A 15,271-nucleotide genomic window follows, 5' to 3' on the forward strand; every position below is an offset into this window, starting at 1 on the left:
TCCTCGTCCGTCCTTGGGGAGAAAGCGCTTCATCACACCCGCAAGGGCCGATGGCGCGCGCAATGTGGAGGCTCCCGATCATGCAGACATCATCAGGCAACAAAGCTCGTGTCGTCACCGCCGGCCTCGCCTTCGGGGAATCGCCGCGCTGGCATGACGGGCGCCTCTGGCTCTGCAACTGGGGCACCGGCGAGATCGTCGCCGTCGATGCCGACGGCAACCGCGAGGTTACGCTTACCGTGCCGGCTGTCCTGCCCTACTCCATCGACTGGCTGCCGGATGGTCGTCTGCTCGTTGTGTCAGGTCGTGAAGGCTTGCTGCTGCGGCAGGAAGCCCATGGCGCGCTTGTCATCCACGCCGATCTGCGACCCCTGTCGAAAAGCCCTTGGAACGAGACCGTCGTCGATGGGCGCGGCAACGTCTATGTCAATGGCGGCGGACCGGCGCCGGCGTCGGGCGAGCATTTCGGCCCCGGCACCATCGTGCTGATCGGCCCCGATGGCGCGGTTCGACAGGTGGCCGAGAACATCGCCTTTGCCAATGGCATGGCGGTGACCCCGGACAACAGGACGCTGATCGTCGCAGAATCCCACGCCAACCGGTTGACCGCCTTCGACATCGCCGCCGACGGCAGCCTGGCCAACCGACGGGTCTGGGCCGATCTCGACGGCTATCCCGACGGCATTTGCCTCGATGCCGAAGGGGCGGTCTGGTACGCGGATGTGCCCAACAAGCACTGCGTGCGGGTGCGCGAAGGCGATGAGGTGTTGCAGACGGTCACCGTCGATCGCGGCTGCTTTGCCTGCATGCTGGGCGGCACCGACAGGAAAACGCTGTTCATCCTCGCCGCCGAATGGCGCGGGTTCGAACACATGGTCAGCGACGCCCGCACAGGCCAGGTGCTCAGCGTGGAAGCGCCGACACCTGGCGTCGGTTGGCCGTAAGCAGCCTTACTACAGCCCCGGCACCCGCTGATAGTTGGCGATATCGGCGCGCACGCCGAGCCGGGCAATCGTCTCCTGCGGGTCGAAGGCGATGCGCTCGTGCGCCGCCTTGACGATCGGCACGACATCGTCGACGGCCGCCTGGCTTTCCCATTCGACGATCGTCACAAGGTTGAATTCGCCCGGCCCTGAGAATTGCTCGAGCAGGAAATCCTGCACGAAGCCTTGTTGCAGGCGCAGCAATTCATGCGTTGTCCGGACCTTGGCGAGTATCTCCTCGCGAGCGGCGGCCGGGACGACGAACTTGTCCACCCTGAACACGCTGCCGCCGTCAACATTCTGATTTATCTTGCTCATTTCGATTGTTCCGTTCTTGATTCACGCTGGTTGGCGGGCTCCTAGGACGGCCTACAATCTCAACTTAAGTTGAGGTCAAGCGGAAATTTCAGCTGATCTGTGGAATGGCTCGGATGGCGACGCTGCCGATGTCCCCTCGTGGGGGAGATTGGCACTCCATCGCCTATGACACCTCCGACGTCCGCCGGCGAACGATGACGCCAAGCTCGTCGCCCTCGCGGGCGATGCGCAGCCGCTCCTCGGCTTCGGTCGCCTCGCGCTGGCGGTCCCACATCGAGGCATAGAGGCCATGCTTGCGCATCAGTTCGGCATGGGTGCCGCGCTCGGCGATCTGGCCATCCTGCAGCACGATGATCTCATCGGCGGTAATCACCGTCGACAGGCGGTGGGCGATGACGATGGTGGTGCGGCCGCGACTGACCAGATCGAGCGCGGCCTGGATCTCCTGCTCGGTGTGGCTGTCGAGCGCCGAGGTCGCTTCGTCGAGCATCAGGATCGGCGGCGCTTTCAGGATGGTGCGGGCGATCGCCACGCGCTGCTTCTCGCCGCCCGAAAGCTTCAGCCCGCGCTCGCCGACCATCGACTTGTAGCCATCGGGCAATCGCTCGATGAACGGCCCGATCTGGGCGAGTTCGGCCGCCTTGCGCATATCCTCCTCGCTGGCGCCGATGCGGCCATAGCGGATGTTGTAGGCGATGGTGTCGTTAAACAGCACAGTGTCTTGCGGCACCATGCCGATCGCGCCGCGCAGGCTCTCCTGCGTCACGTCCCTGATGTCCTGGCCGTCGATCAGCACCTGGCCGCCCTGCACGTCGTAAAAGCGGAACAGTAGCCGCGAGATGGTCGACTTGCCGGCGCCCGAGGGCCCGACAATGGCGACGGTCTTGCCGGCCGGCACCTCGAAGCTGATGCCCTTCAGGATCTTGCGGTTCGGGTCATAGGAGAAATGCACGTCGCGGAACTCGACCTTGCCGGCGCTGACCGCGAGCGGCCTGGCGTCCGGTTTGTCGACGATCTCCTGCGGCACATCCAAAAGATCGAACATCTGCTCGATATCGGTCAGCCCTTGGCGGATTTCGCGGTAGATGAAGCCGATGAAATTGAGCGGCACCGACAGCTGCATCAGCATGGCGTTGATGAAGACGAAGTCGCCGACCGTCTGCGTGCCGGCCTGCACCTCGAGCGCCGACATGCACATGACGATGACCGTGCCGAGGCCGAAGATGATGCCCTGGCCGAAGTTCAGCCAGCCGAGCGAGGTCCAGATGCGCGTCGCGGCAACCTCGTAGCGTGCCATCGAGCGGTCGAAGCGTTCGGCCTCCATGCCTTCGTTGTTGAAATATTTGACCGTCTCGTAATTGAGCAGCGAGTCGATCGCCTTGGTGTTGGCGTCGGTGTCGCTGTCGTTCATGTCGCGGCGGATCGAGATGCGCCAGTCGCTGGCGCGGACCGTGAACCAGACATAAACCCAGACGGTGACCGCGACGACGACCACATATTTCCAACCATAGGTGTAGGCAAAGATGCCGGTGGTCAGCGCGAATTCGAGGATGGTCGGCGCCGTGTTGAGCATGATGAAGCGCACGATCGTCTCGATGCCCTTGGTGCCGCGCTCGATGATGCGTGACAGGCCGCCGGTGCGCCGCTCCAGGTGGAAGCGCAGCGACAGTTGGTGCATGTGGACGAAGGTGCGGAAGGCGAGCTGGCGCACAGCATATTGGCCGACGCGGGCAAACAGCGCGTCGCGTAGCTGGTTGAAGCCTAGCTGCACCAGGCGCACGACATTGTAGGCGACGACCAGCATGACGGGCGCCAGCAGAAAAGTCGGCAGCGGCGGCACCGATTTGGCATCACCGGCGAGCGCGTCGGTCGCCCATTTGAAGAAATAGGGACCGGCGACCAGCGTCAGCTTGGCGATGACCAGCAACAGCGTTGCCCAGGTGACCCGAGCTCTCAGATCGGCGCGGTCCGCCGGCCACATGTAGGGCCACAGGTTGAGCAGCGTCTTGAAGGTCGAGGAGTCGGAGACGGTTTTTTCGGCCATTTCTTGTGCCTTCTTCTTATGTCTTTTTGACCATGATCTCGTCCGAAAACCGGGGTCCACTTTTCGGGATCATGGTCTAGCGGCCGGAGCAGCAGGAATTGACGAGCGCGGTCAGCGACGCCGAGACGTCGGCGAGCGCGGCGTGGTCGACCGCATAGCGCGAGCGCTGGCGATCAGGCTCGAAGCGCACCAGCCCTGCTTCGACCAGTATCTTCAGGTGTTGCGACACGGTGGACTGCGCCAGATCGAAACGATCGACGACTTCGCGGCAGCAACAGGAGCTGCTGGCCGACAGGTGCTTCAGGATTTCAATCCGCGCCGGGTGCGAAAGCGCTGCCAGCCGGGCGGCAACGGTGCGGCTGTCCAGGGCGCGGCCGGGCATACCTATTTCAGCTAGGGATTCGGTCATCGTCTATCGGCGATAAACGATGGGAAGGCATGGGGCAAGCTATGCCGATGGGTAGATAGTTCGCACAAGAACGGGCAGAGCGCTGGAACTGCCAATCTCCTCCTCGTGGGGGAGATCGGCTAGTCGCTGAAACCCTACGGCGCCTTGGCCGGCGCCGTCGTCGCCTGCTCGCCCATTGCCTTGAGGTCGGCGGCTTCGCCTTCCTTCGACTTTTCCGGGACCTTGAACACCTGCCCCGGCCAGATGCGGTCGGGATCGCTGATCTGGTCCTGGTTGGCGAGGTAGATGGTCGAGAAGCGCACGCCATGGCCGTAGACGCGCCGCGAGATCCGCCACAGCGTGTCGTTGCGGCGGATGATGACGGCGCCGTCGGCATGTTCGAGCTTGGGCGCCACGGTCTCGGGCACATCGCCTGGCGGCGTCGCCGCCGCAACGGCCGGAGCCTCGGTGGGGGGAGCCGGCATCGTGGCCGGTGCCGTCTCGGCCGGTGCCGTGGCAACGGCCGGCGCCTCTGTTGCTGGTGTGGCGGGAGCCGGTGCGGGTTCTGCAGGGGCAGCCGCGACAACAGCTGGTGCCGGGGGCGCTTCCGCGGCGGCAGGTGCGGCCGGCTTTGCTTCGGCAGGCTTGATCTCGGCAGGCGCCACGGCGGCGATCGCTTCGCCCGGCTCGCGCTCGAACGGCACGGCGGCGCGGGCCACCACTTTCACGCCGTCGGTATCGAGACCGTCGACATGGATGGTGTAGCTGCCGACCGGAATGTCGCGCGTCGCCTCGACGAGGAAGTGGCCGTCCGGCGATGTCTGCGCGTCCCCGAGCAGGATGTCGTTGGCATAGGCTCGCACCTTGCGGCCGGCATCGGCTAGGCCAGCGACAAAGATCTTGTTGCCGTCGATCTCGACCGCCTCGACGACGATCTTTGGCTCGGCCACGGCTGCCGCCGGCGGCGTCGCCGGCGCTGCCGGAGCAGTTGCTGCTTCAACCACGGCTGGTGCTGGAGCGGCTGGTGCCGGAGCGGTTGCGGGCGCTTCGGCCGCGGGAGCAGCCGGCGCGGCAGCCTGGTCGCCTGCAGCCGGTGCTGCCGGCTTTGTCTCGGGCGCGGGAACGGTGAGCAGTTCGGCCGGCTTGCCAGGCTCCTCGACCATGGCCAGCACCTGGCCGGCCGCATCCTTGGGAACCGAAACGACGGCGGTCTGCACCGAGGGCGTCACGACATCGCCCGTAGTCGCGCGCAGCGCGATCGTATAGTCGCCAGGCTTCAGCGGATCGTCGAGAATGATGACAAAGGCGCCATCCGGACCGGCAACCGTCGAGCCAAGCACCGTCGAGCCGTTGAGGATCTCCACCTTCGTGTTCGGCGCCGCATTGCCGGCAACGACGATCGAGCCATTGCTTTCGACGCGCACGACATCGAAGGACGGTGCGATCGGGCCGGCCGCGGCCGGCGCTGCCGGAGCCGCCGCATCCGTTGCCGGTGCGGCCGGTGCCGTTGCCTGGGGCACCGCAGCGGGAGCAGCCGGGACCTCCGCTGGCGGCAGCCGCGCTTCCGTGCCGGGATCGGCCGGTTTCGGCGCTGCGGGCGGCGTCAGCGCCGCCACTTCCGCCGGCGGCGTGTGATTAAGATACGGGTCGAGTGCGCCCGATACATAGGCGGTTCCCACGGCCGCAATGGTCCCACCCGCCGCGAACAGGAACGCCTTCAATGGATTAATTGCCATATTTCCCTACCCCTTAGCCACCTAACGCCGGTCTAGCCTGTTTTGCCAAAGCCGACAAGAAAAAGCCCGCCCTTGTTGACCCTTGGGGCTTGACCGCGCTTTCAGACCCAATCACCAATCATCGTTATGAACACGATTCGATCCGTCTGCGTCTATTGCGGCTCGTCTCCGGGCCGCGATGAAACCTATATCAAGGCCGGACACCTGCTCGGGCGCTCGATTGCCAAAGCGGGACTGCGGCTGGTCTATGGCGGCGGCACCAAAGGCATCATGGGCGCTGTCGCCGAAGGCGCGCTCAAGGCCGGCGGCAAGGTGACAGGCATCATTCCGCGCTTCCTGATCAACAAGGAAGCGACGGAAACCGCGCTGGACCGGCTCGATGAGCTCTTGATCACCGACAACATGCACGAGCGCAAACACAAGATGTTCGAGAAATCCGACGCCTTTGTGGCGCTGCCGGGCGGCATCGGCACGGTCGAGGAGATCGTCGAGGTCATGACCTGGGGGCAGCTCGGCCATCATCGCAAGCCGATCGTCTTCGGCAATGTCGGCGGATTCTGGGATCCGATGCTGGCGTTGCTCGATCACATGGCCGCCGAGGGCTTCATCCACACCGCGCAGCGGGTCAAGCCACTGGTCGTCGACGATCCCGAAGCGATCGTCGCCGCCATCATGGTGGCTGGATCCTCCGTCGATGCGCCGACCGAGGGCGTGCAGTCGGTGATCGACAAACTGTAGGGGAGTAAGGCAGTAAGGTAGTAAGGCAATATGTGAATTGCCTGGAGTGTCTTCCCCCACTGCCCACTGCCCACTGCCCACTGCCCACTGCCCACTGCCCACTGCCCACTGCCCACTGCCCACTGCCCACTGCCTACTGCCTTCTGCCCCTCCTGTGCAGCCTGCCGTAAGCCGGCGATCACCGCCCGCCGATCCTGCCGCCGCCAGGCGAGATGGATAGCCACGCTGCGCTTGAAGCAGGGAAGGTCGCGGAAGACGATCCCCGGCGGCGCGGCGCTTCGCAGGCTCTCTTCCGTTGCCAGGCCTAATCCAGCGCTGACCAGGCCGAGCGAGGTCAAGGGATCGGCCGTCTCATAGGCGATGTCGGGCACGAAGCCCGCTTCGATGCAAGCGGCCAGGAACTGGCCGCGGTTGGTGTCGACCGGCTGGCGCACCACGGTGATCCAGGTGGCGCCGTCGAGATGATGCGGGCGGATATCGGCGACAGCGATGAGCGCATCGCCATCGGGTATCGCCAGCACCAGCGGCTCGCGCCGGACCAGCATCGAGGCAATTTCGGGATAGTCGGCCGGCGGCGGCGAATAGATTAGGCCGAGATCGAGCGTGCGCTGGCGAAGCCCTTCCACCTGCGCAGCAGCGGCATGATGTTCGAGGCAGCCGATGATGCAGAGGTTCGCGGCCATCTCGCCACCTTGCCACTGGTCAAGGCTGGCATGATGGACATTGCCGCAATCGTGCCGCTCAAGCCCTACCCCGGCTTCGGCCCGAAGCACTGACGGGCACAATCCGGGGGTGGCGAAGGCGTCACCACCGGATTGACGTGGGTCATCGACAGACTGTGATCGGCCGTCAAGAAACCGTCACACGAAACCGGCTTCGCGCGTGCTATGAATCAAGCTTAGGCGACCGCCATGCGGCGCCATGTTCGAAACCTGCATCTGGCACGCGCCCATGGATATTGCTCTCGCCCCGGAAGGCACCGACCTGTCGCCTTACCTGCCCGACGAGCACGGGTTGTTTTTCATCTACCACTTTACCACCGAAGGCGTGCGAACGAGGGACGCCGCCGCCGCGCACTGGACATGGCGCAGCTATCAGCTTTCCGACATACGCGCCCGCCATGAGATCGGCGCCGATCAGGCTTTGCCGGCTCAGGTGCGCGAAGCCTTCCTGTCCGCCAGCCATGGCTGCCATATCGACCTCGAGGACGACTGGCTCTATGGCGACCTGCCGGATCTGCGCCACGACTATTCGGCGGAAGCTGGCGGGCTCGGCCATTTCCGCTTCGCCCTCAACGGCACGATGCTGGTCGGCGCCCGCAAACAGCCGCTACAGTCGGTCGACAACATCCGCAAGGCGATCGAGAACGGATCGCGCAAGTTCCGCTCGCCGGCCGAACTGATCGAGGCGGTCGTCGGCCAGTCGTTCGACGGCATGGTGGCCGAACTCGCGGCACTCGGCGACAGTCTCGACGGCATCGAGGATCGCATCGTCTGCGACGCATGGCACAATGAGCGGCAATCCCTCGTCGACGCGCGCCGGCACCTGGTGGTGATCCACCGGCAGATGGCGACGCTGACCAATCTGTTTCGCCATCTCGATCATTCGCACCGCAACGACCTGCCTGACACAATCAACGACATGGCGGCTCGGTTGTCGCACCGTGCGCAGACACTCCACTATGACGGCGAACAGCTGCAGGCGCGCGCCCGGCTGCTGCAGGACGAGTTGATGGCCAAGCTGACGACGCAGTCGAACCAGTTGCTCTATGTGCTGTCGGTGATGACGGCGGTGCTGTTGCCGATGACCATCATCTCCGGCCTGTTCGGCATGAATGTCGGCGGGCTGCCTCTGGTCAACACGCCGATGGGGTTCTGGGTGGTGTCGGCCGTGTCGATGGTCATCGCGGCGGGTACCTATCTGTTCGTCCGGCGCCTCGGGCGGATGTAAGCGCTCAGACCGCGCGAAAATCCTCGATGATGGTGCCGGCGGCGGCGACTTCCGCTTCGTGGTCGGGCTCGCGCCAGGTCTCGGCAAGACCAGCCGCATACCATTCGCGCATCGCCGGCAGGGCGAGCAACTGCGCTGGATAGGCTACAGCCGCACCCTCGAAGGAGAGTCCATAGGACTGTGCGCGAAACGCCACCGGGGCAAAGAAAGCGTCGACGGCGGTGAAATGAGCGCCGGCCAGAAACGGCCCGCGGAAACGGGCAAGGCCATCGTTCCAGAGGTCGCCGAGGCGGAAGAGATCCTGTTTCAGGGCATCGGACATCGGGAACGGTTTTACGCGCAGGCCGCAACTCATCGGACAGGCGCCACGCAGTGCGGTGAAGCTCGAATGCATTTCGGCGGCGGCCGAGCGTGCCCAGGCGCGCGCCTTGGCCTCGACAGGCCACACGCCATGATGGCGCTCTGCGAGATATTCGGCGATGGCCAGCGAATCCCAGACCGCCCAGCCATCGTCGATCAGGCACGGCACCCGGCCGCTCGGCGAGAACGACCGGTAGAGGCTCCAGCTCGATCCGGTCGGGAATGGCGTCAGCCGCTCCTCGAATGGGATATCCAGCGCTCGCATCAACACCCAGGGCCGCAGCGACCATGAGGAATAGTTCTTGTTGGCGATGTGCAGCAGGTACATCGAAACTCCTATCGGGCAGCAGCCCTGCGCGCTGTCGTCAACATCGACCAGGAATACACCGCCAAGGCTGCCCAGATCAGCGCAAAGGCGATGGCCTGGGTGGTGCCGAAAGGCTCGTCGAAGATCAGCACGGCGATCAGGAACACCATGGTCGGCGCGATATACTGCATGATGCCGATGGTGGAGAGGCGCAACAGCTTGGCGCCGAAGGCGAACAGCAAGAGCGGTATCGACGTGACCGGACCGCAGCCGACCAGCAGCGCCATATCGGCACCGCTGCTGGATACGATGTGGTCCTGTCCGGTCGCGATCAGGTAGACGATGTAGCCAAGCGCCGGCACCGACAACAAAAGCACTTCGAGCAGAAAGCCCTGGCTCGGGCCGATCGGCAGCGTCTTGCGGAAGAAGCCGTAGGCGGCGAAGGAAAACGCCAGCGCCAGCGACACCCAGGGCAGCTTGCCACCCTCTATGGTCAGCACGGCGACGGCGACGGCCGCCAGCGCCACCGCCGCGATCTGCAGCCGGTCGAGCCGCTCGCCAAGCAGCAGCGCGCCGACGACGACGCTGACCAGCGGATTGATGTAGTAGCCGAGCGCGGTCTCGACGGTGCGGTCGACCGCGATCGCCCAGACATAGATGCCCCAGTTGACCGAGATCAGCGCCGCCGTCAGCGCGGCCATCGCGATGGTGCGCGGCGAACGAAGTGCCGCCTTGAAATCCGCCGTGCGGCCGGCCCAGACCAGAACCGCGGCGGCGATCGGCACCGACCAGACGATGCGATGGGCAATGACTTCGGCGAGCGGCAGATGAGCGACCGCCTTCATGTAGAAGGGCAACAGCCCCCACAGGAGATAGGCGCCCAGTGCCAACAGGAAACCGCGCCGGGCCTTCGAATCCGCGTCCAGGGTAATTGCTTCAGTGGCCATGGGCCAACGCTATGGCCCAGTCACCCTGGCAAGACCATCGCAAAGTTCTGATGGATCAATGGACTTTCGCTGATGGTTCAACCCTATTCGGCGGCGACCAGCCCGGCCATCTCGCGGTTCTTCATCAGCTTGTAGACGATGGAATCCATCAGCGCCTGGAACGAGGCGTCGATGATGTTCTCGGAAACGCCGACCGTCCACCAGCGCGCGCCGGTGCCGTCATGCGATTCGATCAGGACGCGGGTGATCGCCTCGGTGCCGCCATTGAGGATACGCACCTTGAAGTCGGCAAGCTCCATGTCGGCGATCTCGCCCTGGAACTTGCCGAGGTCCTTGCGCAGCGCGATGTCGAGTGCGTTGACCGGGCCATGCCCCTCGGCCACCGACATCTTCTCCTCGCCGTCGACCACCACTTTGACGATCGCTTCGGAGACCGTCTTCAGTTGGCCGTTGGCGTCGAAGCGGCGCTCGACCATGCAGCGGAACGAGGTGACGTTGAAGAATTCCGGCAGGCCGTGCAGCATCTTGCGAGCCAGGAGTTCGAAGCTGGCATCGGCGCCCTCATAGGCGTAGCCCTCGGCCTCGCGTTCCTTGACCACGGATATCAGCGCGTCGAGCCGGTGATCGTCCTTCGGCACTTCGATGCCGCGCCGCTTCAGCTCGGCGAGGAAATTGGCCTTGCCGCCCTGGTCCGAAACCATGACGCGGCGGCGGTTGCCGACCGTTTCCGGAGGCACATGCTCATAGGTCGCCGGCTCCTTGGCCAGCGCGGAGGCATGGATACCGGCCTTGGTGGCGAAGGCGGAAGCGCCGACATAGGGCGCCTGCGCTTCCGGGGCGCGGTTCAAGAGTTCGTCGAAGGCGCGCGACAGGCGCGAAATGCCGGTCAGCGCCTCAGTCGAAATGCCCGTCTCGAAACGATCGGCGAAGGCCGGCTTCAGCGCCAGGGTCGGCACGATCGAGATCAGGTTGGCGTTGCCGCAGCGCTCGCCGATGCCGTTGAGCGTGCCCTGGATCTGGCGCACGCCGGCCTCGACCGCGGCCAGCGAATTGGCGACCGCCTGGCCGGTGTCGTCATGGGCATGGATGCCGAGATGATCGCCTGAAATACCGGACGAAATAACCTTCTCGACGATGGCGCGGACTTCCGAGGGCTGCGTGCCGCCATTGGTGTCGCACAGCACCACCCAGCGCGCACCGGCATCGTAAGCGGTCCTGGCGCAGGCCAGCGCATAATCGGGATTGGCCTTGAAGCCGTCGAAGAAATGCTCGCAGTCGACCAATGCCTCCTTGCCGGCCGCGATCGCTGCCTCGACGGAACCCTTGATGGCGTCGAGGTTCTCCTCATTGGTGCAGCCGAGCGCGACACGGACGTGGTAGTCCCAGCTCTTGGCGACGAAGCAGATGGCATCCGACTTCGATTGCACAAGTGACGCAAGGCCGGGATCGTTGGACACCGACACCCCTGCCCGCTTGGTCATGCCGAAGGCGACGAATTGGGCGCGCTCCGTGCGCTTCTCCTGGAAGAAGGCAGTGTCGGTCGGGTTGGCGCCGGGATAGCCACCTTCGACATAGTCGAAACCAAAAGCGTCGAGCAGTTTGGCGATGGCGATCTTGTCTTCGACGGAAAAGTCGATGCCCGGCGTCTGCTGGCCATCGCGCAATGTGGTGTCGAAGAGATAGAGGCGCTCGCGGGTCATGGTCATTTGCCTGCAAACTTGTCCGTCGCGCGGATCAGCCGGTCAAGGATACCCGGCTCCGAATAAGCATGACCGGCGCCCTCGATCAGGTGGAAATCCGCCTTTGGCCAGGCTTTGTGCAGTGCCCAGGCATAGCGCGCCGGGCACGGCATGTCGTAGCGGCCATGGACGATGGTGCCGGGAATGTCGCTCAGCTTGTGCGCGTCGCGCAGCAGCTGCCCTTCCTCAAGCCAGCCGGCATGGACGAAATAGTGGTTCTCGATGCGGGCGAAGGCGACGGCATAGTCGTCCTGCCCAAACGGTCCGCTGGTCTCCGGCTCCGGCAACAGCGTGATCGTTTCGCCTTCCCACAGGCTCCAGGCGCGGGCCGCCTCGATCTGCGCCTTGCGATCCGTCCCGACCAGCCGCTTGCGGTAGGCGGCCATCATGTCGCCGCGTTCGGCCTCCGGGATCGGCGCCAGGAAGCGCTCCCATTTGTCCGGAAACATCTCCGAGACGCCGAACTGATAGTACCATTCGAGTTCCGCACGCGTCAGCGTGTAGATGCCGCGTACCACCAGTTCGCTGACGCGTTCGGGGTGCGTTTCGGCATAGGCGAGCGCAAGCGTCGACCCCCAGGAGCCGCCGAACACCAGCCATTGGTCGAAGCCAGCCATCTCACGCAGCCGTTCGATGTCGGCGACCAGGTGCCAGGTGGTGTTGGCTTCGAGCGAGGCATTGGGCGTCGATTTTCCGCAGCCGCGCTGGTCGAACAGGATGACATCGTAGAGCTTCGGGTCGAACAGCCGCCGGTGTTTTGGCGAAATGGTGCCGCCCGGCCCGCCATGCAGGAACACCGCCGGTTTGGCGCCTTTGGTGCCGGAACGTTCCCAGTAGACCTGATGGCCGTCGCCGACATCGAGCATGCCGGAATCGAAGGCCTCGATCTCCGGATAAAGCGTGCGCAATTGACTGCTCATAGCTGCAAACCCTTGGTCGGCCAGTCCGCTGTTTCGTGGTCAGGGTGCTGGAAGGAGATGATGGATTCCTGCCTGTTATAGTAGTCGGGATCCTGATGGACGGGCTGATCGAAGATCGTCTCCACCCAGGGCAGCCGCGCGGCGTAGTTGACCTGGATCCGCGGGGCGAGATCGGAGCGGTCGTCGAAGGCACCGATAGCGATCTCAAGCCCTCCGGGCTGCCGGTAGGTCAGCGGCGTGCCGCAGCGGGCGCAGAAACCACGATCGATGTTGACCGACGACTGGAAATAGCTCGGCTCTTCATGGGTCCATTCGACGCCATCCCTGGGCACAGTGACCAGCGCGCCGAAGAACGAGCCGAACTGTTTCTGGCACATGCGGCAATGGCATATCGAGGGGCGGCCGAGCGCCCCATGAATGCGAAAGCGCACGGCACCGCACTGGCAGCCGCCGGTTCGTACTGTCTCGGTCATGATTCTTCCTTTGGCGGCCATTGTTCGGTGTCGTGGTCCGGGTGCTGGTAGGAAACGAGATCGGCCAGATAGGAGGCCGACGACAAGTCAGCCATGGTGTCCTCGCCCGGTAGTTGCGGGATCGAGTCGACATAGGGCAGCTTTGCCTCGATCCCCCACTGGATCAGCGGCACGATCTCCGCCGGATTGTCGAACGCACCGATGGCAAGGCCAACGCCGTCCGGCGCAGTGAAGGTCAGCGGCGTGCCGCAATCCGGGCAGAAGCCGCGATCGACATGGTTGGACGAGCGGAAATATTTCGGCTCGCCACGTGTCCAGTCGAGCCTGGCGCCGCGCACCGAAACCAGCGGCGCGTAAAACGAGCCGAATGCCTTCTGGCACATGCGGCAATGACAGACCGAAGCGTCGCCGAGAGCGCCTTCAACGCGAAAGCGCACCGCCCCGCACTGGCAGCCGCCGGTATAGATCGGCCGGTTGTCGAGGCTCATCGCCGCTCACTCCGGGGCATGGCAGACGGCCTCGACATTGTTGCCGTCGGGATCGAAGACGAAGGCGGCGTAGTAGTCAGGGTTATAGTGCGGGCGAAGGCCAGGACCGCCATTGTCCTTGCCGCCGGCGGCAAGCGCCGCGGCATAAAAGGCTTCGACCTCGGCGCGGCTGCGCGCGGTGAAGGCGACGTGCTGGTGATCCCTGGGCTTGTCCTTGGCCGAACTCAGCCAGAACACCGGCCGGTCACGGCCATAACCACCAACCTTGGCGCCGCCGGTGTATTCCAGCGGCACCATATAAAGCAGCGCGGCACCCAGCGGCGCCATCGCCTTGTCGTAGAAAGCCTTCGAAGCGTCGAAATCGGCAACGGTGATGCCGAGATGGTCGATCATCTTTTTACCTCCCAAGTGGTGATGCGTTCGCCGGTGACCGGGTCTTTGCCATCTTTCAACTGTACACCTTGTGCCAAAAGGTCGTCACGGATGCGGTCGGCCTCGGCCCAGTTCTTCGCGGCGATGAATGCGAGACGCTTGGCGATTGCCTTGGCGACGTGGTCTTCATCAACCTTCGCCGACGCGACATCGAAGCCAAGGAACAGCAGCGACGCCTTCAGCGCAGCCGCCGCGTCGTTGCCGTCCGCTGCCTCGCCAGCCAACTGGGTCAGGACCTGGAAGGCGGCATAGGTGGCGAGATCGTCCGACAAGGCATCGATGATCTCAACGGGCACCTGCCCTGCCGCCGCCGGCGCGAGGTCCGCCGCTCGCTTCCATTTGCGCAGCGTGTTCTCGGCCTCTTCCAGCTTGCGCACGGAAAAGTCGATCGGTTCGCGATAATGCGTCATCAGCATCGCCAGCCGCAGCACCTCGCCCGGCCATTTGCGGCCGCCAAAGGTCTCCGTCCCCAGGAGCTCGTTGATCGAATAGAAATTGCCGAGGCTCTTCGACATTTTTTGCCCTTCGACCTGCAGGAAGCCATTGTGCATCCAGATGTTGGCCATCACGTCGGTGCCGTGGGCGCAGCGCGACTGGGCGATCTCGTTCTCATGGTGCGGGAAGATCAGGTCGAGGCCGCCGCCATGGATGTCGAACACCTCGCCAAGATATGCGGCCGACATCGCCGAGCATTCGATGTGCCAGCCCGGCCGGCCCCTGCCCCATGGCGAATTCCAGCCCGGCTCCTCCGGCGACGACAGCTTCCAGAGGACGAAATCGCCGGGATTTTTCTTGTGCGCGTCGACGGCAACGCGAGCACCCGCCTGTTGCTCGCCGAGATTGCGCTTCGACAGCTGGCCGTAGTCAGGCATCGATGCTGTGTCGAACAGGACTTCGCCCGCCGCAACATAGGCATGGCCGCGTTCGATCAGGCTTTGAATCAAAGTGATCATGTCGACCTTGCCGTCGGCGCGAGGCTCGACGAATTCGGTGGCGCGCGGTTCGACCGTCGGCTCCAGGCAGCCGAGAACCGCCACGTCCCTGTGGAACTGATCGGCGGTCTTTTCGGTGACCCGCCGGATCGCCTCGTTGAGCGACAGTTTTCCCGAAGAAATCTCGGCGCCGAAATCACGCAGCGTGCGGGCGTTAATCTTGTCATCGACATCTGTGATGTTGCGCACATACGTGACGTGCGCCTCGCCATAGACTTGGCGCAACAAACGGAACAGCACGTCGAAGACGATCACCGGCCTGGCATTGCCGATATGGGCAAAGTCGTAGACCGTCGGACCGCAGACATACATGCGCACGTTGTCTGGATCGATCGGAACGAAATCCTCTTTCGTCCGCGTCAGCGTGTTGTAGAGGCGCAGGCCCTGCGATGCGTCGGACATTCGTGCCTTCCCGGTTCAGAACTCAATTTGGATGGAGCCAGCCTGCGCGAGACG

Annotated in this window: 15 protein-coding genes and 1 pseudogene; 3 read left to right on the plus strand and 13 right to left on the minus strand. The window is 64.2% G+C overall.

All coding sequences use genetic code 11. The features are described from left to right. Window positions 1-80 precede the first annotated feature (80 nt). Window positions 81-944, plus strand: a complete 864-nt coding sequence (locus ASD99_RS09240) for an SMP-30/gluconolactonase/LRE family protein (protein ID WP_057143388.1) — start codon at window positions 81-83, stop codon at window positions 942-944. A gap of 9 nt (window positions 945-953) precedes the next feature. On the opposite strand, the gene ASD99_RS09245 is transcribed toward ASD99_RS09240, so the two are convergent. From ASD99_RS09245 to ASD99_RS09260, 4 genes are all read right to left on the minus strand, one after another. Further along, on the minus strand, window positions 954-1,301 hold the full coding sequence (locus ASD99_RS09245; RefSeq protein ID WP_057143389.1) for a hypothetical protein: 348 nt from the start codon (window positions 1,299-1,301) through the stop codon (window positions 954-956). 163 nt (window positions 1,302-1,464) lie between these two features. After that, complete coding sequence (locus tag ASD99_RS09250) at window positions 1,465-3,345, minus strand: ABCB family ABC transporter ATP-binding protein/permease (protein WP_057143390.1); 1,881 nt, start codon at window positions 3,343-3,345, stop codon at window positions 1,465-1,467. A gap of 76 nt (window positions 3,346-3,421) precedes the next feature. Further along, window positions 3,422-3,754, minus strand: a complete 333-nt coding sequence (locus ASD99_RS09255) for an ArsR/SmtB family transcription factor (protein ID WP_056580387.1) — start codon at window positions 3,752-3,754, stop codon at window positions 3,422-3,424. Window positions 3,755-3,888: 134 nt separating this feature from the next. Next, a complete protein-coding gene (locus tag ASD99_RS09260) occupies window positions 3,889-5,469 on the minus strand; it encodes a LysM peptidoglycan-binding domain-containing protein (RefSeq protein ID WP_057143391.1) in 1,581 nt (526 codons plus the stop codon). Between the two features lie 126 nt (window positions 5,470-5,595). On the opposite strand from ASD99_RS09260, the gene ASD99_RS09265 reads away from it, so the two are divergent. Beyond that, window positions 5,596-6,207 (plus strand): TIGR00730 family Rossman fold protein, encoded by a 612-nt coding sequence (locus tag ASD99_RS09265; RefSeq protein WP_057143392.1) that lies wholly within the window; start codon window positions 5,596-5,598, stop codon window positions 6,205-6,207. A 209-nt stretch (window positions 6,208-6,416) separates the two neighbouring features. Here the strand turns inward: ASD99_RS09265 and ASD99_RS31980 are convergent. Beyond that, window positions 6,417-6,890: pseudogene (locus tag ASD99_RS31980) on the minus strand (LysR family substrate-binding domain-containing protein); the annotation flags it as partial. 268 nt (window positions 6,891-7,158) lie between these two features. Between ASD99_RS31980 and ASD99_RS09270 the strand changes: the two are divergent. Next, complete coding sequence (locus ASD99_RS09270) at window positions 7,159-8,157, plus strand: transporter (RefSeq protein WP_056581882.1); 999 nt, start codon at window positions 7,159-7,161, stop codon at window positions 8,155-8,157. 4 nt (window positions 8,158-8,161) lie between these two features. Here ASD99_RS09270 and ASD99_RS09275 read toward each other — a convergent pair whose 3' ends face one another. From ASD99_RS09275 to cysS, 8 genes are all read right to left on the minus strand, one after another. Beyond that, complete coding sequence (locus ASD99_RS09275; RefSeq protein ID WP_056580396.1) at window positions 8,162-8,845, minus strand: glutathione S-transferase family protein; 684 nt, start codon at window positions 8,843-8,845, stop codon at window positions 8,162-8,164. An 8-nt stretch (window positions 8,846-8,853) separates the two neighbouring features. Continuing rightward, entirely contained in the window at window positions 8,854-9,771 is a 918-nt protein-coding gene (rarD, locus tag ASD99_RS09280) for an EamA family transporter RarD (RefSeq protein ID WP_056580399.1), read from the minus strand. A gap of 83 nt (window positions 9,772-9,854) precedes the next feature. Further along, window positions 9,855-11,477 (minus strand): citramalate synthase, encoded by a 1,623-nt coding sequence (gene cimA, locus ASD99_RS09285; protein WP_200950979.1) that lies wholly within the window; start codon window positions 11,475-11,477, stop codon window positions 9,855-9,857. Continuing rightward, on the minus strand, window positions 11,474-12,430 hold the full coding sequence (gene pip, locus ASD99_RS09290; protein ID WP_056580407.1) for a prolyl aminopeptidase: 957 nt from the start codon (window positions 12,428-12,430) through the stop codon (window positions 11,474-11,476). The genes cimA and pip overlap by 4 nt, the downstream gene beginning before the upstream one ends. Continuing rightward, the gene (locus tag ASD99_RS09295) at window positions 12,427-12,903 is read right to left on the minus strand and encodes a GFA family protein (RefSeq protein ID WP_082525169.1); all 477 of its coding nucleotides are present in this window, start codon (window positions 12,901-12,903) and stop codon (window positions 12,427-12,429) included. Before ASD99_RS09295 ends, pip begins: the two co-directional genes overlap by 4 nt. Beyond that, entirely contained in the window at window positions 12,900-13,391 is a 492-nt protein-coding gene (locus tag ASD99_RS09300) for a GFA family protein (protein WP_056580412.1), read from the minus strand. Before ASD99_RS09300 ends, ASD99_RS09295 begins: the two co-directional genes overlap by 4 nt. A gap of 6 nt (window positions 13,392-13,397) precedes the next feature. Next, a complete protein-coding gene (locus ASD99_RS09305; RefSeq protein WP_056580415.1) occupies window positions 13,398-13,784 on the minus strand; it encodes a VOC family protein in 387 nt (128 codons plus the stop codon). Next, a complete protein-coding gene (cysS, locus tag ASD99_RS09310) occupies window positions 13,781-15,217 on the minus strand; it encodes a cysteine--tRNA ligase (RefSeq protein WP_057143393.1) in 1,437 nt (478 codons plus the stop codon). The genes ASD99_RS09305 and cysS overlap by 4 nt, the downstream gene beginning before the upstream one ends. Window positions 15,218-15,271: the final 54 nt, after the last annotated feature.

The organism is Mesorhizobium sp. Root695, assembly GCF_001428185.1.
Lineage (GTDB): Bacteria > Pseudomonadota > Alphaproteobacteria > Rhizobiales > Rhizobiaceae > Mesorhizobium.

What these genes read in the sequence shown, in the direction of transcription:
- ASD99_RS09240 (WP_057143388.1), top strand. Translation starts at nt 81, where the DNA reads ATGCAGACATCATCAGGCAACAAAGCTCGTGTCGTCACCGCCGGCCTC.
- ASD99_RS09245 (WP_057143389.1), bottom strand. Translation starts at nt 1,301, where the DNA reads ATGAGCAAGATAAATCAGAATGTTGACGGCGGCAGCGTGTTCAGGGTG.
- ASD99_RS09250 (WP_057143390.1), bottom strand. Translation starts at nt 3,345, where the DNA reads ATGGCCGAAAAAACCGTCTCCGACTCCTCGACCTTCAAGACGCTGCTC.
- ASD99_RS09255 (WP_056580387.1), bottom strand. Translation starts at nt 3,754, where the DNA reads ATGACCGAATCCCTAGCTGAAATAGGTATGCCCGGCCGCGCCCTGGAC.
- ASD99_RS09260 (WP_057143391.1), bottom strand. Translation starts at nt 5,469, where the DNA reads ATGGCAATTAATCCATTGAAGGCGTTCCTGTTCGCGGCGGGTGGGACC.
- ASD99_RS09265 (WP_057143392.1), top strand. Translation starts at nt 5,596, where the DNA reads ATGAACACGATTCGATCCGTCTGCGTCTATTGCGGCTCGTCTCCGGGC.
- ASD99_RS09270 (WP_056581882.1), top strand. Translation starts at nt 7,159, where the DNA reads ATGGATATTGCTCTCGCCCCGGAAGGCACCGACCTGTCGCCTTACCTG.
- ASD99_RS09275 (WP_056580396.1), bottom strand. Translation starts at nt 8,845, where the DNA reads ATGTACCTGCTGCACATCGCCAACAAGAACTATTCCTCATGGTCGCTG.
- rarD (WP_056580399.1), bottom strand. Translation starts at nt 9,771, where the DNA reads ATGGCCACTGAAGCAATTACCCTGGACGCGGATTCGAAGGCCCGGCGC.
- cimA (WP_200950979.1), bottom strand. Translation starts at nt 11,477, where the DNA reads ATGACCATGACCCGCGAGCGCCTCTATCTCTTCGACACCACATTGCGC.
- pip (WP_056580407.1), bottom strand. Translation starts at nt 12,430, where the DNA reads ATGAGCAGTCAATTGCGCACGCTTTATCCGGAGATCGAGGCCTTCGAT.
- ASD99_RS09295 (WP_082525169.1), bottom strand. Translation starts at nt 12,903, where the DNA reads ATGACCGAGACAGTACGAACCGGCGGCTGCCAGTGCGGTGCCGTGCGC.
- ASD99_RS09300 (WP_056580412.1), bottom strand. Translation starts at nt 13,391, where the DNA reads ATGAGCCTCGACAACCGGCCGATCTATACCGGCGGCTGCCAGTGCGGG.
- ASD99_RS09305 (WP_056580415.1), bottom strand. Translation starts at nt 13,784, where the DNA reads ATGATCGACCATCTCGGCATCACCGTTGCCGATTTCGACGCTTCGAAG.
- cysS (WP_057143393.1), bottom strand. Translation starts at nt 15,217, where the DNA reads ATGTCCGACGCATCGCAGGGCCTGCGCCTCTACAACACGCTGACGCGG.